Consider the following 14,709-nt stretch of genomic DNA (forward strand, 5'->3'; position numbering starts at 1 on the left):
CTCCTTCGGGCTGGTGGTGTGTTCCCCTCCCAGCGTGGGCTCGGCCGGCGGACCTCGCATCCGCCGCCGGGGCCGGGCGTCAGACGCGGTTCGGCGTGAGCTCGAAACGCACGTCCACGACGCCTTCGACGGACCGCACCAGCCGGTCCGCCACGGGTACCAGGGACCGGTCGCCGAGCAGTCCGCTCAGGGTGACGACCCCGTCCACGACGTCGACCTCGACGGACCGCCACGCGCCCGGGAAGAGCCCGGCGACCACGTTCTCCCGGACGTCCCGGGCGATGTCCTCGTCGGACCGGAGGAAGACCTTCAGCAGGTCTCCCCGGCTGACCACGCCCGTCAGCATGCCGTCGGCGTCGACCACCGGCAGCCGTTTGACCCGGTGCCGCGCCATGGTGCGGGCCGCCTGGGCGAGCGACGCGTCACCGTGCACGGTGACCGCCGGGGCCGTCATCAACTCCTCGGCGGTGAGCGCCGCCTCGCGGTGCACGGCGGGCCGGCCCACCGCGGGCGGGACGCCCTCCCGGCCCTCCTGCCCGCGCAGCAGGTCGGCCTCGGAGACGACGCCCACGACGCGCGTGCCGTCCTCCACCACCGGAACGGCGCCGACGTGCCACCGCTCCAGGGCCCCGACGATCTCCTTGAACGAGGCGCGGCGGGTGACCGCGACGACCCTGCACGTCATCACGGCGTCCACCGTCATCGGCTGCCGGGTGGCGTTCATGGCGGCCTCCTGAACCCCGCAACGCGTTCCCTGGTTCCAGTCTCGGCCGGTGCGGCGGCGTGCGCATGGGCCGGCCGGGACCCGCTCACCCCGTGAGGGTGAGCGGCACCGTGGCGACGACAATCCGCCGGCCGTCCTCGGCGGACAGGACGTACGCCGTGAGCGTGCCGGGACCACCGCCCGCCGCGCGGTAGGGCACGGTCACGTCGAAGGTGCCCCGGGTGCCGCTGCCCGAGGTCGCCGACACCCGCACGTCGGCGATCTTCCGCCCCGAGCCGTCGGAGATCCGCAGCCGGAACTCCGCCTCGAAGGTGTTGGCTGTGCCGTGGACGCGCAGCGGGGTGGCGACGGTGTCGCCGAGGAGGGGCGACTCCACGAGGACGGCGGGGGAGAGCTCCTCGAAGTCGGAGCGGGCGAGGGGGCGGCCGGTGGCCGCCGTGCCGAGTCCGGTCGGCGGCCCGCCGTCCACGCGGAAGCGCACCTTCTCGACGCCGGGGAACCCCGTCGCGGTGAACACCACCTGGGCGAGCCGGGACTCCACGGGTGTGCCGGAGGCGTCGTCGTAGCGGCCCGAGAGGTCGACGGTCGCGACGCGGTCGCGTACGGCCAGCGACCGCAGCGTCGTGCCCGACGGGATCGCCGTCGCCCGCTCGTGACCGCGCTCGTAGCCGTTCGGGCCGGCGAGCAGGGCCCGCAGGGCCGCGGCGGCGGTCGCCGGGCCGGTGACCGTGCGCGGCGCCGCCGACAGCTTGCCCTGGTGCAGGAAGTAGACGGCCGTGTGGACCCGGCGGGGCGTCGCCGTGGCGGACGCCGACGCGGAGGCGGATGGGTCCGGCGTGGCCGGCACCGTGGCGGGCTTGCCGGATGCGGAGGTCCCGGAGGGAGCCCCGGAAGGAGCCCCGGAAGCGTCCCGTCCGGAGCCGCCGCAGGCGGAGAGCAACGCGACGGCCGACAGCAGGGCGGCGAGCGCCCGTGCGCGACGTGAGGCGGGAAGCCGGGCACCGTCCATGTGAATCCTCCCCTCCGGCATGTCGCACAGACTGCCCGGTCCCGCTCCCGTACGCCATCACCCGGTCGGGTCACCCGTCGGCTGCGGCTCCCGCGTCACGGCGGAACAGCGCCGTCCAGAGGAAGTCCTCACCGAAGCACGCGGACTCCGCGGGCTCGTCGTGCATGCGGCGCAGTTCCACCTCCGTCAGGCCGGCGAAGATCCAGCGCAGCGCCTCCGGGGTGTACGCCAGCCCGCCGTGGAGGCGGGACTCGCGGTAGAAGTCCGCGTCGGACAGCTCGGACCCCATCCCGCCTGCCGCGAAGCACGACAGGACCAGGTGCCCGCCGGGCGCCAGGACGTCGTCGAGCAGCGCGAGGTAGCTGATGCGCCGGTGCGGCGGCAGATGGTGGAAGCAGCCCGAGTCGTGGATGAGGTCGTACGGGCCCCGCAGCGCGGTTCCGGCCAGGGCGAAGGCGTCGCCGCGGTGGAAGCGCACGGCCGCCCCGGACCCGCGGGCCCGGTCCTGGGCCCAGGCGATGGCGGCGGGGGAGAGGTCGACGGCGTCCACCGAGAACCCCCGGGAGGCCAGATACCGCGCGTTGCGCCCCGGACCGCAGCCGAGGTCCAGCGCGCGGCCGCCCGGCGCGATCAGTCCCCGGTCGAGCCACTCCACGAGGTTCTCGTCCGGCTTGTCCACGAAGAACGGCACCGGCCGGGACCGGTCGGCGTAGAAGTCGTCCCACCAGCCCGCCGCCCCGGCCGTCCAGCGGTCGGCCCCCGGCGCGAACAGTTCGTCCATGAGCCTCAGCACGTCGTCGACACCGCGAATGCCACGATCCATCAGATCCCCTTTCCCGATGGGGAGACGCTACGGCTCGGAGACGCGAAAGCCCAGCTCAGCGGGGGTTGGTGAATCGTCTGGGCAGCCGTGTGGAGCGCTGTGGGAGAGCGGGCGGCACCCGTCCGCGCGACCCGTCCGCGCGGCCGTCCCGACCCTCGCCGTGCACCGTCCCGGGCCCGTTTCCGGGCGCGCCGGGGACGGTTTTCGCGCGGGTTTCCCGGCGCCATTCGCTACGGCCGACACGCGCCCCGCCGATGTGCGCCCGAGGCCCGCGCGGCTCGCGGCGCTCCGCGACATGGCGGGGGCGGCGGGGCCCGCCGACGGGGTCGCGGGGGACGTCCCGCCCGCCCGCCCCGTGAACGGCCCTCACCCGGCCACCGCCCGCACCCCCGACCTCGGCGGGCAACGCACTCAGCGCAGCCCCGCCGCGTGGTCCGGGACGTAGGTCTGCAGATCGCGCGGCGGCCGCTGGTAGCCGGTCGACGGCGGCCGCGGCGGCAGTTCGATGGCGGGCAGCGGGACGTCCTCGTACGGCACGCTCGACAGCAGGTGGGCGATCATGTTGATCCGGGCCGCGCGCTTGTCGTCGCTCCCGACCACGTACCAGGGCGCCTCGGGGATGTCGGTGTGCACGAACATCTCGTCCTTGGCCCGCGAGTAGGCCTCCCAGCGCGTGATGGACTCCAGGTCCATGCCCGACAGCTTCCAACGGCGGGTGGGGTCCTCCAGACGCGCCCGGAAGCGCTGTTCCTGCGCGGCGTCGCTGACGGAGAACCAGTACTTGCGCAGGATGATGCCGTCCTCGATCAGCAGGCGTTCGAAGATCGGGCACTGGTGCAGGAAGCGAACGTGCTCCTCCGGGGTGCAGAAGCCCATCACATGCTCGACGCCCGCGCGGTTGTACCAGCTCCGGTCGAACAGCACGATCTCGCCGCCGGCCGGCAGATGGTCGACGTACCGCTGGAAGTACCACTGCGTGCGCTCGCGTTCGGTCGGCGCGGGGAGCGCCGCGATCCGCGCGATGCGCGGGTTGAGGTGCTCCGTGACCCGCTTGATGGTGCTGCCCTTGCCCGCCGCGTCACGGCCCTCGAACACGACGACGAGCCGGTGCCCCCCGGCCCGCACCCACTCCTGCAGCTTGACCAACTCGACCTGTAGACGCAGAAGTTCGCGCTCGTACACGCCGCGCGGCAGGCGGTCCCGCTTCTTGTCACCCATGCCCCGGTGCCCTCGCTTCCGTAGGACGCCCACGGTACGTGCCGCGGCGGCGCCCGACGCGGTGGAACGGGCCCGGAGGTCCGCCGACCGGCCCAGGCCGCCACTGTCGGTGGCGCCCTCTACCGTGACGGGTATGGGATCGCGGACACCTGAGGAACTCGGCGCCGTCGACTGGGCGGAGCTGTGGCACGCCTACGGCAGCGCCCGGGACGTGCCGGACCTGATCCGCGACCTCCACTCGGGGGACGCGGAGCGGATCGGCAAGGCCCTCGACACGATGGACGGCCGCCTGCTCCACCAGGGCACGGTGTACCCGGCCACCGCGGCGGCCGTTCCCTTCCTCGTGCACGCCGTCGCGCATCTCACCCGCCGCAGGGACGAGCTGTTGCTGCTGATCGCGGGGGCGGCGGGCGAACGGGAGACGCGCACCGGCGTCGCGGAGGAGGCACGGGCGCGGGTGGCGGCCTGCGTCCCCGAGCTGCTGCCGTTCCTGGCCGACGACGACCAGGCGGTACGGCGCGCGGCCGTCCGTGTGGCCTCCCTGGCGGCCGGGGACACCGTGCCCGAGGCGCTGCGGCGGCTGGTCGAGCGGTATGCGGCCGACCCGGATCCGGAGGTCCGCGCCGACGCCCTGACGGCGCTGACCCTGCTCGACCCGGACCGGGAGGCGGCCGGCCGGCGCCTGCGCGAGGCGCTCGAAGACGGCAGCGCAATCCTCCGCGCGGCGGCGGCCCTGGCCCTCATGGAGCTCTCCGGGCCGCCCTTCCCCGCCGAGTGGGTGCGGGTGCTGGCCGAGGCGGCTGCGGATGGGCCCGCCGTCGACAGCATGCCGTTCCCCGGCCTCGGGGCGGCCGACGACCGCGGTTCCGAACTGCTCAAGGACGATCCGGAGGCCGCCCTGACCGTGGCACGGCACTGGATCCGCGGGGGTGACGCCGGCGGGCGCGGCTCACGGCTGGCCTCCGAACTCGCCGACACCTGGCGGGATCGCCAGGACGACGTGCTGGAGCTGCTCACCGAAGCCCTGCCGCGACAACGGGATCCGTGGCGGCTGGACCTGTGTCTGCGGACCGTCGCGTGGTGGCTGCCGAGCGCGGCGCGTCCGCATCCGCGGCTGGCCGACCTACTGTTCGCGCACGCGGTGTCGGACCACCGTCCCACCGCCGCCGCGGCCCAACTCGCCCTCGGCCGCATGGGCGACGACCGCTTCCTGGTCGCCGTGGAGACCCCCGCACCGCAGGCACTGATCGCGCTCGCCGCGCGCACCGGGCGTCCCGACCACCAACGGCGGGCCCTGCGCACCCCCGACGTCCACCGCCTGGGCGAGCTCCTGGTGACGCTGACCGCTCCGGCGGTGTCGGCGCTACTGACCGAATTGAAGGACCTGCTGCGCGCGCGCCGCGGCGCGCTGCCGCTGGCACGGCGGTTCGGCCGCTGGGGGGTGCGGGACGCCGAGCTGGACGGGTTGCTCGCCGAGGCCGCGGGTGACGTCACCGGGGACAACGAGCTCGCGGTCGCCGCCGCGGTGGCCCGCGCGCGTCTGGGCGGCCCGGTGGAGCCGGCCCTGCACCTGCTGGAGCTCCGCCTCGACGATGGCACGGGGGCAGCGGAGACGCTGCGGGAGGCCGGGTGCCTCGGCCCCGCCGCGGCCGGACTGCTGCCGCGGATCGCGGTCTTCCACGACGCACGCTACGACTGGGACAGGATGCGCGCCGCCGAGGCGCAGTGGAGGATCACCGGCGATCCGTCCCTGGCCGTCCCGGCTCTCAGTGCGCTCGCGGGGCCCTCGCCCGCGGGGGTCGCGGCATTGCGGATGCTGGGCCGTATCGGGATCGTGCCCGACGAGTTGCGTCCGGGGCTCCGTATCTGGGCGGATTCGCCCCGGCGGCTCATGGAGACGCTGTGGGAGTGGGTCCCCGAGCATCTGCGTGCGGACGACGACGTCCTCCGCGAGACCGCGTCGCGCCTGCTCGGCGAAGGCGGGGCGGCTGCCCCGGGGGCTCAGCCGACCGGCCCGGCGCCGTCCGGAGCACCCGCGGTCTGACCGGGGGCGGTCGCCGGGAACGGAAGCCAGGGCCCGGGGACGTGCCCGCGGCCGCGCCCGTGCGGGCGGGGAACCTCCGCGGAAGGGGACGGCGGCTCGGTGTACGCGCGCTGCGGCGCGGTCCGCGGGGCGGCCGCCGCCGGGGGCTTGGCCGCCTCGGCGGCCGGCGGTGCGGGGGCGTACGGGGCGCTGGCCGACGGCGTCGCGGTCGGCGTCGGAGTGGTGGCCGGCGGGGTGGGGTCCGGTGTGTGCGTCGGCGTCGGTGTGGGGGTGGGCGTCGACGGCGGGGTGGCGGGCGGGGCGGTGGTGTGACTCGGCGTCGGGGTCGGCGTGCTCGTGGGGGGCTTCGGCTTCACAGGCTTCGCCGTGGTCTTCACGGGCTTCGGTTGGGCGGCCTTCGCCGGGGTCGGCCGCTTCGAGGGCGCCGCGCCGGTGCTCTTCTCCCGCTTCGGCTTCGACTTCGGCTTCGAGGCCGGATCGCGCCGGCCGCTGTCGGCCTCGCCCAGCCCCCGCGGCGGCTGCGTGGACGTGCCGGGCGCGGTCGAGGAGGTGACGTGGACCTTGGACGAGCCGGAGCTGCGGTCCGCCCCGGGGCCGTCGGAACCGGACTGCTGAAGCGCCCACGCGGTGCCACCGAACGCGGCGGCGGAGGCGACAGCCGCGGCGGACACCTTGAGCCGCAGGGAACGTCCGCGGCGGTGCTTGGCCTGGTTGCGCATGTGTGACGAGGACCCTTTCAGCTAGCCCCCGCCCGGAATGCCGGCTGCCGCGCTTCGCGGCCGGGGCCGGTTACGAGTGGACTCTGCGGGAGCATTCCCGTCGACGCAAGGGCCTGACCTGCGCAGTCACCGGAAGCGGAGTAAGACATTCCGAAAAGTCGCAGGTCAAAGCCATGGCGAACGGATCAAATCGGTGCATGTGACATCGCCCACGTCCCTCTCTGGCAGATGAGCCAAAACATCTAATCCCCGGCGTTCTCTGTCTTTACCGACATCGGGCTCGCATCGCCCCGACCGGACCGGAGTCGTCTTCGGAAGATCCACGGGCCTGCATACTCGAAGGGCCGTTCGGCACCCGGAGCCACCCCACCACCAAGCGGAGGCAAGGACGTGGAGTACACGAAGCTCGGCACCACCGGCCTGGACGTCTCACGGATATGCCTGGGCTGCATGAGCTACGGGACCCCCGACCGAGGCGGCCATCCGTGGACGCTGGACGAGGACGCCGCCCGCCCGCTGATCCGGGGCGCCGTCGAAGCGGGCATCACGTTCTTCGACACGGCCAACGTCTACTCCGACGGCACCAGCGAGGAGATCGTGGGCCGCGCCCTCGCCGAGTACGCGCGCCGGGAGGAGATCGTCGTGGCCACCAAGGTCCACGGCCGCATGCGGCCCGGACCGAACGGGGCGGGTCTGTCCCGCAAGGCCGTTCTCACCGAGATCGACGCGAGCCTGCGCCGCCTCGGGACGGACTACGTGGACCTATACATCGTCCACCGGTGGGATCCGCACACCCCCGTCGAGGAGACGATGGAGGCCCTGCACGACGTGGTCAAGTCGGGCAAGGCGCGGTACATCGGCGCGTCCTCCATGTACGCCTGGCAGTTCTCCAAGGCCCAGTACACGGCGGAACTGCGCGGCTGGACGAAGTTCGTCAGCATGCAGAACCACTACAACCTCCTCCACCGGGAGGAGGAGCGCGAGATGCTGCCGCTCTGCGCCGACCAGGGCGTCGGCGTCACCCCGTGGAGCCCGCTCGCCCGGGGCCGGCTGACCCGGGACTGGGACGCCGGCAGCGCCCGCCAGGAGACCGACGAGTTCGGGCGGACCCTGTACCAGGAGCAGGACCGCGTCATCGTCGAGGCCGTCGCGGACATCGCGGCCCGCAGAGGGCTGTCGCGGGCCCGGATCGCCCTGGCATGGCTGCTGGGGAAGCCCGGGATCACGGCGCCGATCGTCGGCGTGGGCAGGAACGCGCACCTCGAGGACGCCGTCGCCGCGCTGGACGTGAGCCTCACCGAGGAGGAGCTGAAGGCCCTGGAGGCGCCGTACCGGCCGCACGACGTCGTGGGCTTCGGCTGAGCCGTACCGCCGGAGCGTCCGCCGGCCGGCCCTCCGCCAGGACCGCGACTACGGCTTGATGTTCTGGTTGAGGTGGAACAGGTTCCCGGGGTCGTATGTCCGCTTGACCTCGGCCAGCCGGTCGTAGTTGCCCCTGTAGTTCGCCCGGATCCGCTCCTGATCGTCCCCCGCCATGAAGTTGATGTATCCGCCCTCCTCCGAGAGCGGGGCCAGGGCCTGGTAGTAGTCGCGCACCCAGGCGATGTTGGCCTCGTTGCCGGCGGGATCCGGCCACATGCCGGCGATGACGGTGGCGAACGACGCGTCGCGGTAGGCGAAGGCCGTCGCGTCCGGGGGGACGCGGTGGCAGGCGCCGTCGATCGGGTAGATGTGCACCGTCGAGTTGACGGCGGGCAGACCGGGGGCGTGTTCGAGGTGCGCCGCGATGGCGTCGTCGGTCAGCTCGGTGACGAAGTTGGCCTTCCAGTAGTGCTGGAGGCCGGGCGGCACGAGGGCGTCGAAGGCGGTGTTGAGCGCCGGGTACGGCATCGGGCCGACGTGCTCGGCGACGACCGGCGCCATGTCGTGGAAGGGCCGCAGCGCCCGCTCGCCCTCGTCGAGCGGGCCCGCCCAGCAGCTCACGGTCGCGACGTGGACCTTGCCGTGCCGGTCCTCCGGGATGAAGGGCAGGGGCGGGGCGATCTGGAACGCCGGGAAACTGCCCAGCTGTTCGGGGGCGTCGGCGATGATCTCGCGGTAGGCGTGCAGCACACTGCCGGCGTCCTCGAGGTCGTAGAAGATCGGACCGCCGTAGATGTCCTTGACCGGGCCGAGCCGGAACTGGAACGAGGTGACCACGCCGAAGTTGCCGCCGCCGCCGCGCAGGGCCCAGAAGAGGTCGTCGTACTCCTTCTCGCTGGCGACGAGGAACCGGCCGTCCGCGGTGACCACGTCCGCCGAGACGAGGTTGTCGCAGCTCAGCCCCAGCTCCCGGCACAGGTAGCCGATGCCGCCGCCCAGGGTGAGCCCGGAGACCCCCGTGGTGGAGATGATGCCGCCGGTCGTGGCGAGCCCGAAGGCGTACGTCGCGGCGTTGACGTCGCCCCAGGTGGCGCCGCCCTCCGCGCGGGCGGTCCGCATTCCCGGGTCGACGCGTACGGAGCGCATGGCGGAGAGGTCCACCACCACACCGTCGTCGCAGGTGCCGAAACCGGGCACGCTGTGCGCGCCGCCGCGAACGGCCAGATCGAGGTCGTTCTCCCGGGCGTGCTCCACCGCGGCGATGACGTCGCCGGCGTTGGCGCAGCGCACGATGACGGCGGGCCGCCGGTCGATCATCGCGTTGTGGACCTTGCGGGCCTCGTCGTAGGCCTCGCCGTCCGGAGTGATCACCGCCCCGCGCACGCGTTCCCGCAGGTGGTCGATTGAGGGCTTGCCCATGGCCGACGCTCCTCGTGCGCTTGCCGCGCGAGCCCGCCCGAAGGGCGCGGCCCGCCTTGGGCCGGCGGGGCGGCTCGCCGCGGCGCGCACGGATGCCCGAGAGCCCGCCCGCCACCGCTGCCGGCCTCATCTCAACGCTACGCCGACGGGGCCGAGCCTCAACCCGGGGCGGCGTCGCGACCGCGGCGGGATGTTGGTCTAGACCTTGACAGGTATAGGCCAATCCGGTTCATTGCTGAGTGCGAAATGCAACTCCCCCCACACAAGGAGCAGTTACGGTGATGCGACGTACCCTCGCCGCCCTGACCACCCTTACGGCCGCCGCCGGACTGGCCGTCGCCCTCCCCGCCGGTACGGCCTCCGCCGCGACCTGCGCCACGCCGTGGAGCGCCGGCGCCGTCTACACCGGCGGCATGAGCGCCTCCCACAACGGCCACAACTGGCAGGCCAAATGGTGGACGCAGGGCGAGACCCCCGGCACCACCGGCGAATGGGGCGTCTGGGCCGACCAGGGCAGCTGCGGCGGCACGACAGACCCCGGCAACCCGGGCAACCCCTCCGGGTTCGTGGTCAGCGAGGCCCAGTTCAACCAGATGTTCCCGAGCCGGAACTCGTTCTACACCTACAGCGGCCTGGTCACGGCGCTCTCCGCGTACCCCGGCTTCGCCAAGACCGGCAGCGACACCGTGAAGAAGCAGGAGGCCGCCGCCTTCCTCGCCAACATCGCCCACGAGACCGGCGGGCTGGTCCACATCGTCGAGCAGAACACCGCCAACTACCCCCACTACTGCGACTGGGGCCAGCCCTACGGCTGCCCCGCCGGCCAGGCCGCCTACTACGGCCGCGGCCCCATCCAGCTGAGCTGGAACTTCAACTACAAGGCCGCCGGCGACGCCCTCGGCATCGACCTCCTGGGCAACCCCTGGCTCGTCGAGCAGAACGCCGCCGTGGCCTGGAAGACCGGCCTCTGGTACTGGAACACCCAGAGCGGCCCGGGCACCATGACCCCGCACAACGCCATGGTCAACCAGGCCGGCTTCGGCCAGACGATCCGCTCCATCAACGGATCCCTGGAATGCGACGGCCGCAACCCGGCACAGGTGCAGAGCCGCGTCAACAACTACCAGCGGTTCACCCAGATCCTGGGTGTCGCCCCCGGTGGCAACCTCAGCTGCTGAACGCCTCCGCTGCGCGCAGCGGGGGTGTGAGCCGCTGAACGGTACATGACGCCGCCTCCCCCTGGGGCATCACCTTCGGGGGAGGCGGGTCCTTTCCCTCAAGGGCCGCCGTGGCGCGCGACCTTGCCGCAAAGTCGCTGCTCAGGCGGGGTGTGAAGACGAGCGGAGGCCGCTCGGTCCGTGCGCGGGGTCTTCAGATTTCCGCCTGATTCCCGGACGGCGGCCACCCGTCGTTCACGGTTTCGTCGCCGGGGGACGGCTTGCTGGGAGCGAAGTTATCTAGACAACTTTGCCCACCCGGACGCCGCCGCGGCGGTGCCGGGGCGGAGAGGACCCAACACCGTGCCATCCCGCTCACAGGTCGCCTCATCCGGGAGCAGCGTCGCGCTCGACTCGACGACGCCCCCGCAACGCGGCGACAAACTGACCTTCACCTGGTCGACGGATGCCCCCGACCCCAAGAACTGGATCGGCGTCTACGACGGCGACCGCCTGCCGGGCAGCGGCAGCGGCTCGCTGGTGTGGACGTACGTCACCGGAACCTCGGGGAAGACGACCCTCGACACCTCCGGGCTGAGCGGTGGGCCCTACACCGTCTACCTGCTGGCCAGGGACGGCTACGGCATCCTCGCCAAGACCGAGCCGTTCACCTTCGCCGGACCGCCCGCCGGCGACTCGATCGAGCTGAGGACGCCCCACCCGTTCGAGGGCGACAAGGTCTCCTTCCACTGGACCACCGACGCTCCCGACGCCAAGAACTGGATCGGCGTCTACGACGGCGACCGGATCCCCGGGAACGGCGCCTCCCTCGCCTGGGAGTACACCCCCGCCGCGTCCGGCGACATCACCATCGACACCTCCGGGCTGAGCGGCGGGCCGTACACCGCCTACCTGCTGGCCAAGGACGGCTACGGCATCCTCGCCCGCACCGCGCCCTTCAGCTTCGTGCCGCGACCCGTGATCCCGCGCCCGCACGCGGTCGTGGACGCCCTCACCACCGCCGCGCAGACCGCGGGAACGGCCTTCTCCGTCGAGCTCGGCGGCCTGTGGATCCGGCCCGAGGGCAACGCCGAGGGCAGCGCCACCTTCACGCGCGCCGGCGGTGACGCGTGGCTGACCGTCGCCGCGGACGGCACCGTCAGCGGCAGGGCCCCGGCCTTCGCGCCGCGCACACCCGGCCGGCTGGTCGTGGCCGTCACCGACAGCGCCGTGGGCGGCGACACCGTCACCGTGCAGGTGCCGGTGCGGGCGAGCAGGGACCGGCTGACGTTGAAGGTCGCCACGCTCAACCTCTGGGACGCGGGCTCCCACGTCGACGGCTCCCTGGAGAAGCAGTTGCGGCTCGTGCTGACCCAGGGCCTCGACGCCGTCGCACTCCAGGAGTGCGGTGACGACGGCACCCGGCGGCTGGCCGCCGCGCTCGGCTGGCACGTGCACCAGGCCGGCGGCCTCGGCATCGTGAGCCGCCATCCGCTCAACGACACCGTCGCCCCCACCGCCGCGCTGCCCGCCGCCGCCGCGACGCTGCGGCTGCCCGGCGACCGCACCGTGCGGCTGTGGACGGCACAACTGGACGAGGCCGACTACGGGCCGTACGCGGTGCTCGCGGGTCGTACGGCCGCGCAGGTCGAGGCGGCGGAGAAGAACACCGCACGCTACCGGCAGACGCAGGCGCTGGTCGCCGCGATGCGCCGCGACATCGCCTCCCGCGGCCCCGTCGTGCTCGCCGCCGGCCTCGCCTCGCCCTCGCACCGCGACTGGACGAGCCGGACGTCGTCCGCGCACGGAGGAGCCGGCCGGCTCCGCTGGCCCGTCACCGAGGCCCTGGAGGACGCCGGCCTCACCGACGCCTTCCGCGCCGAGCACTCCAACCCGGTCAAGGACCCCGGCACCACCTGGTCACCCGTCAGGCCCCGGCACGACGACGGCGGCGGCGCGGAACCCCAGGACCGCATCGACCAGGTCCAGTACGCGGGACCGCTGAAGGTCGTCGAGGCGCACACCCTGGTCACCGGCTGGCCCCGGCCCGTCCCGGACACCGCCGGCAACGGCTGGCCCTCCGACCACGCGGCCGCCGTCGTCACCTTCTCCCTGTCCGCCCGCGGCTGACCCCGAACGACCTAAGGACCTTTCCCCATGACCGAGTTCAGCCGCCGCGCCTTCATCGGCACCGCCGCGGGAGCCGCCGCAGCCGTCGGACTCCCCGGCACGGCCGAGGCCGCCGGGCACGGGCCCCGGCACGGCAGCATCGAGGACGTCAGGCACGTGGTGATCCTCATGCAGGAGAACCGCAGCTTCGACCACTACTTCGGCACGCTCCGCGGTGTACGCGGCTTCGGCGACCGCCAGGCCGCCGTACTGTCCAACGGCGACCCGGTGTTCCGCCAGCCCGCCCGCGGCCGCGAGGAGGGCCACCTCCTCCCGTTCCGCATGGACACCACCAAGTACAACGCCCAGAACGCGGGCGGCCTCCCGCACGACTGGGACAGCGGCCACTCCGCCGTCAACAACGGCGCCATGGACAAGTGGGTGTCCGCCAAGGGCGAGCGCACCATGGGCTATTTCACCCGCGAGGACATCCCCTACCAGTACGCGCTCGCCGACGCCTTCACCCTCTGCGACGGCTACTTCTGCTCGCTGAACGGCCCCACCGACCCCAACCGCCTCTACCTGTGGACCGGCACCGCCGGCCCCGGCGTCGACGGCACCACCGGCCCGTGGACCGACAACACCCCGGTCACCGACAACCCGGTGGCGGACTGGACGACGTACGCCGAGCGGCTGGAGGAGGCAGGCGTCACCTGGCGCGTCTACCACAACCCCGACGGCTCGGACGACCGCAACGGCGACTACGACGACAACGCGCTGTCGTACTTCAAGCAGTTCCACGAGTTCCCCAAGGACGACCCGCGCTACGTCAACGCCATGACGAAGTTCGACCTCACGGCGTTCGACAAGCACTGCAAGGACGGCACCCTGCCCACCGTCTCCTGGCTGGTGGCGCCGTACCTGTTCTGCGAGCACCCCGCCGCCAGCCCCGACTACGGCGCGCACTGGGTCGACACGGCGCTCCAGTCGCTGTTCTCCAACCCCGACGTGTGGAAGCACACCGTCTTCCTGCTCATGTACGACGAGAACGACGGGTACTTCGACCACGTCATCCCGCCGTTCCCCGAGCCGGGCACCAAGGACGAGTTCGCGAACGGCAAGGCCATCGGCCTGGGCAGCCGGGTGCCGCTGTGGGTCGTGTCGCCGTGGTCGCGCGGCGGCTGGACCAACTCGCAGGTCTTCGACCACACATCGGTGCTGCGGTTCCTCGAACGCGTCACCGGGGTGCGGGAGCCCAACATCTCGGACTGGCGGCGCACCGTCTGCGGCGACCTCACCAGCTGCTTCGACTTCACCAAGCCCGACTACAGCATCCCCGCGCTGCCGGACACGGTGGCGCTCATGGCCAAGGCGGACGCCAACAATTCGCTGCCGCCGGTGAAGGTGCCGGACCGGTCGGTCATGCCCGAGCAGGAGGAGGGGCGGCGGCCGCAGCGCCCGCTGCCGTACCGGCCGTGGGCCGAGGTGACCGTCGACCGCGCCAAGGGCAAGGTCACCTGCCGGCTGACCAACGACGGCACCGTCGGGTACCACTTCACGGTGCTGCCGAACACGGCGCTGCCCTTCACCGGTACGCCGTTCACGGTCCCGGCGCGCTCGTCGCGCACCTATGTGTGGGACGCGGCGGCCACCGACGGCCGCTACGACTTCTCCGTGCACGGCGCCGACGGCTTCGTCCGCCGCTTCTCCGGGACGGTCGTCCCGGACGGCCAGGACGACGTCGCCGTGCCGGGGGTCACGGCCACGCTGCGGCACGACGGGCGGCCGGAGAACGCGGCCGTCGAGTTCTACCTGCGCAACGACGGCGGCACCGAGGCGGCGTTCACGCTCACGCCGAACGACTTCGCGGGCAAGGAGCAGACCGTGTGGGTCCGTCCGGGCGACCGCACCCGGGTGACGTGGCGCACCGACGGCGGCCGTTACGACGTCACCGTCACCGCCGGAACCGGAACGCGCTTCGCGCAGCGGTACGCGGGCACCGTCCACGCCGGGTGACGCACACCGCAGGCGGGACGGGTGGCGGCGGTGGCCGGCGGGGTCTGCGCGCTCGCGTCCGTGACGCTGGTGGCCGAGCCCCGGCTGCGACGGGTGGCGTGGACGTTCC

Annotated in this window: 12 protein-coding genes; 7 read left to right on the plus strand and 5 right to left on the minus strand. The window is 73.1% G+C overall.

Annotated features, from left to right (window positions below):
- Window positions 1-79: 79 nt before the first annotated feature.
- From AB0F62_RS35660 to ppk2, 4 genes are all read right to left on the minus strand, one after another.
- Complete coding sequence (locus tag AB0F62_RS35660; protein ID WP_361809336.1) at window positions 80-724, minus strand: CBS domain-containing protein; 645 nt, start codon at window positions 722-724, stop codon at window positions 80-82.
- 85 nt (window positions 725-809) lie between these two features.
- A complete protein-coding gene (locus AB0F62_RS35665; protein WP_361809338.1) occupies window positions 810-1,733 on the minus strand; it encodes a Gmad2 immunoglobulin-like domain-containing protein in 924 nt (307 codons plus the stop codon).
- Between the two features lie 70 nt (window positions 1,734-1,803).
- Entirely contained in the window at window positions 1,804-2,556 is a 753-nt protein-coding gene (locus AB0F62_RS35670; RefSeq protein WP_361809340.1) for a class I SAM-dependent methyltransferase, read from the minus strand.
- Between the two features lie 411 nt (window positions 2,557-2,967).
- The gene (ppk2, locus tag AB0F62_RS35675) at window positions 2,968-3,774 is read right to left on the minus strand and encodes a polyphosphate kinase 2 (protein WP_361809342.1); all 807 of its coding nucleotides are present in this window, start codon (window positions 3,772-3,774) and stop codon (window positions 2,968-2,970) included.
- Window positions 3,775-3,907: 133 nt separating this feature from the next.
- Between ppk2 and AB0F62_RS35680 the strand changes: the two genes are divergently transcribed.
- The 4 genes from AB0F62_RS35680 to AB0F62_RS35695 all read left to right on the plus strand — a co-directional run bounded on the left by AB0F62_RS35680 (window position 3,908) and on the right by AB0F62_RS35695 (window position 7,899).
- Window positions 3,908-5,818 carry a HEAT repeat domain-containing protein gene (locus AB0F62_RS35680; protein ID WP_361809344.1) on the plus strand — a complete coding sequence of 637 codons (1,911 nt, stop codon included), beginning with the start codon at window positions 3,908-3,910 and terminating at the stop codon, window positions 5,816-5,818.
- Between the two features lie 99 nt (window positions 5,819-5,917).
- Window positions 5,918-6,130, plus strand: coding sequence for a hypothetical protein (locus tag AB0F62_RS35685; RefSeq protein ID WP_361809346.1), 213 nt, complete (start codon window positions 5,918-5,920; stop codon window positions 6,128-6,130).
- 18 nt (window positions 6,131-6,148) lie between these two features.
- Window positions 6,149-6,433 (plus strand): hypothetical protein, encoded by a 285-nt coding sequence (locus AB0F62_RS35690; RefSeq protein WP_361809348.1) that lies wholly within the window; start codon window positions 6,149-6,151, stop codon window positions 6,431-6,433.
- A 494-nt stretch (window positions 6,434-6,927) separates the two neighbouring features.
- Window positions 6,928-7,899, plus strand: a complete 972-nt coding sequence (locus AB0F62_RS35695) for an aldo/keto reductase (protein ID WP_361809350.1) — start codon at window positions 6,928-6,930, stop codon at window positions 7,897-7,899.
- A gap of 48 nt (window positions 7,900-7,947) precedes the next feature.
- On the opposite strand, the gene AB0F62_RS35700 is transcribed toward AB0F62_RS35695, so the two are convergent.
- Window positions 7,948-9,318: an FAD-binding oxidoreductase gene (locus AB0F62_RS35700; protein WP_361809352.1), complete on the minus strand. Its 1,371-nt coding sequence runs from the start codon at window positions 9,316-9,318 to the stop codon at window positions 7,948-7,950.
- Between the two features lie 281 nt (window positions 9,319-9,599).
- Between AB0F62_RS35700 and AB0F62_RS35705 the strand changes: the two genes are divergently transcribed.
- The 3 genes from AB0F62_RS35705 (at window position 9,600) to AB0F62_RS35715 (ending at window position 14,600) form a co-directional block, all read left to right on the plus strand.
- Window positions 9,600-10,496: a glycoside hydrolase family 19 protein gene (locus tag AB0F62_RS35705; RefSeq protein ID WP_361809360.1), complete on the plus strand. Its 897-nt coding sequence runs from the start codon at window positions 9,600-9,602 to the stop codon at window positions 10,494-10,496.
- Between the two features lie 342 nt (window positions 10,497-10,838).
- Window positions 10,839-12,605: a hypothetical protein gene (locus AB0F62_RS35710; protein ID WP_361809354.1), complete on the plus strand. Its 1,767-nt coding sequence runs from the start codon at window positions 10,839-10,841 to the stop codon at window positions 12,603-12,605.
- A 27-nt stretch (window positions 12,606-12,632) separates the two neighbouring features.
- Complete coding sequence (locus AB0F62_RS35715) at window positions 12,633-14,600, plus strand: phosphocholine-specific phospholipase C (RefSeq protein WP_361809356.1); 1,968 nt, start codon at window positions 12,633-12,635, stop codon at window positions 14,598-14,600.
- Window positions 14,601-14,709: the final 109 nt, after the last annotated feature.

Origin of the sequence: Streptomyces sp. NPDC026673 (genome assembly GCF_040638135.1) — a bacterium.
Lineage (GTDB): Bacteria > Actinomycetota > Actinomycetes > Streptomycetales > Streptomycetaceae > Actinacidiphila.

Bases quoted from the DNA above. Each gene is read 5' to 3' on its own strand.
- AB0F62_RS35660 (WP_361809336.1), bottom strand. From the start codon at position 724: ATGAACGCCACCCGGCAGCCGATGACGGTGGACGCCGTGATGACGTGC.
- AB0F62_RS35665 (WP_361809338.1), bottom strand. From the start codon at position 1,733: ATGGACGGTGCCCGGCTTCCCGCCTCACGTCGCGCACGGGCGCTCGCC.
- AB0F62_RS35670 (WP_361809340.1), bottom strand. From the start codon at position 2,556: ATGGATCGTGGCATTCGCGGTGTCGACGACGTGCTGAGGCTCATGGAC.
- ppk2 (WP_361809342.1), bottom strand. From the start codon at position 3,774: ATGGGTGACAAGAAGCGGGACCGCCTGCCGCGCGGCGTGTACGAGCGC.
- AB0F62_RS35680 (WP_361809344.1), top strand. From the start codon at position 3,908: ATGGGATCGCGGACACCTGAGGAACTCGGCGCCGTCGACTGGGCGGAG.
- AB0F62_RS35700 (WP_361809352.1), bottom strand. From the start codon at position 9,318: ATGGGCAAGCCCTCAATCGACCACCTGCGGGAACGCGTGCGCGGGGCG.
- AB0F62_RS35705 (WP_361809360.1), top strand. From the start codon at position 9,600: ATGCGACGTACCCTCGCCGCCCTGACCACCCTTACGGCCGCCGCCGGA.
- AB0F62_RS35715 (WP_361809356.1), top strand. From the start codon at position 12,633: ATGACCGAGTTCAGCCGCCGCGCCTTCATCGGCACCGCCGCGGGAGCC.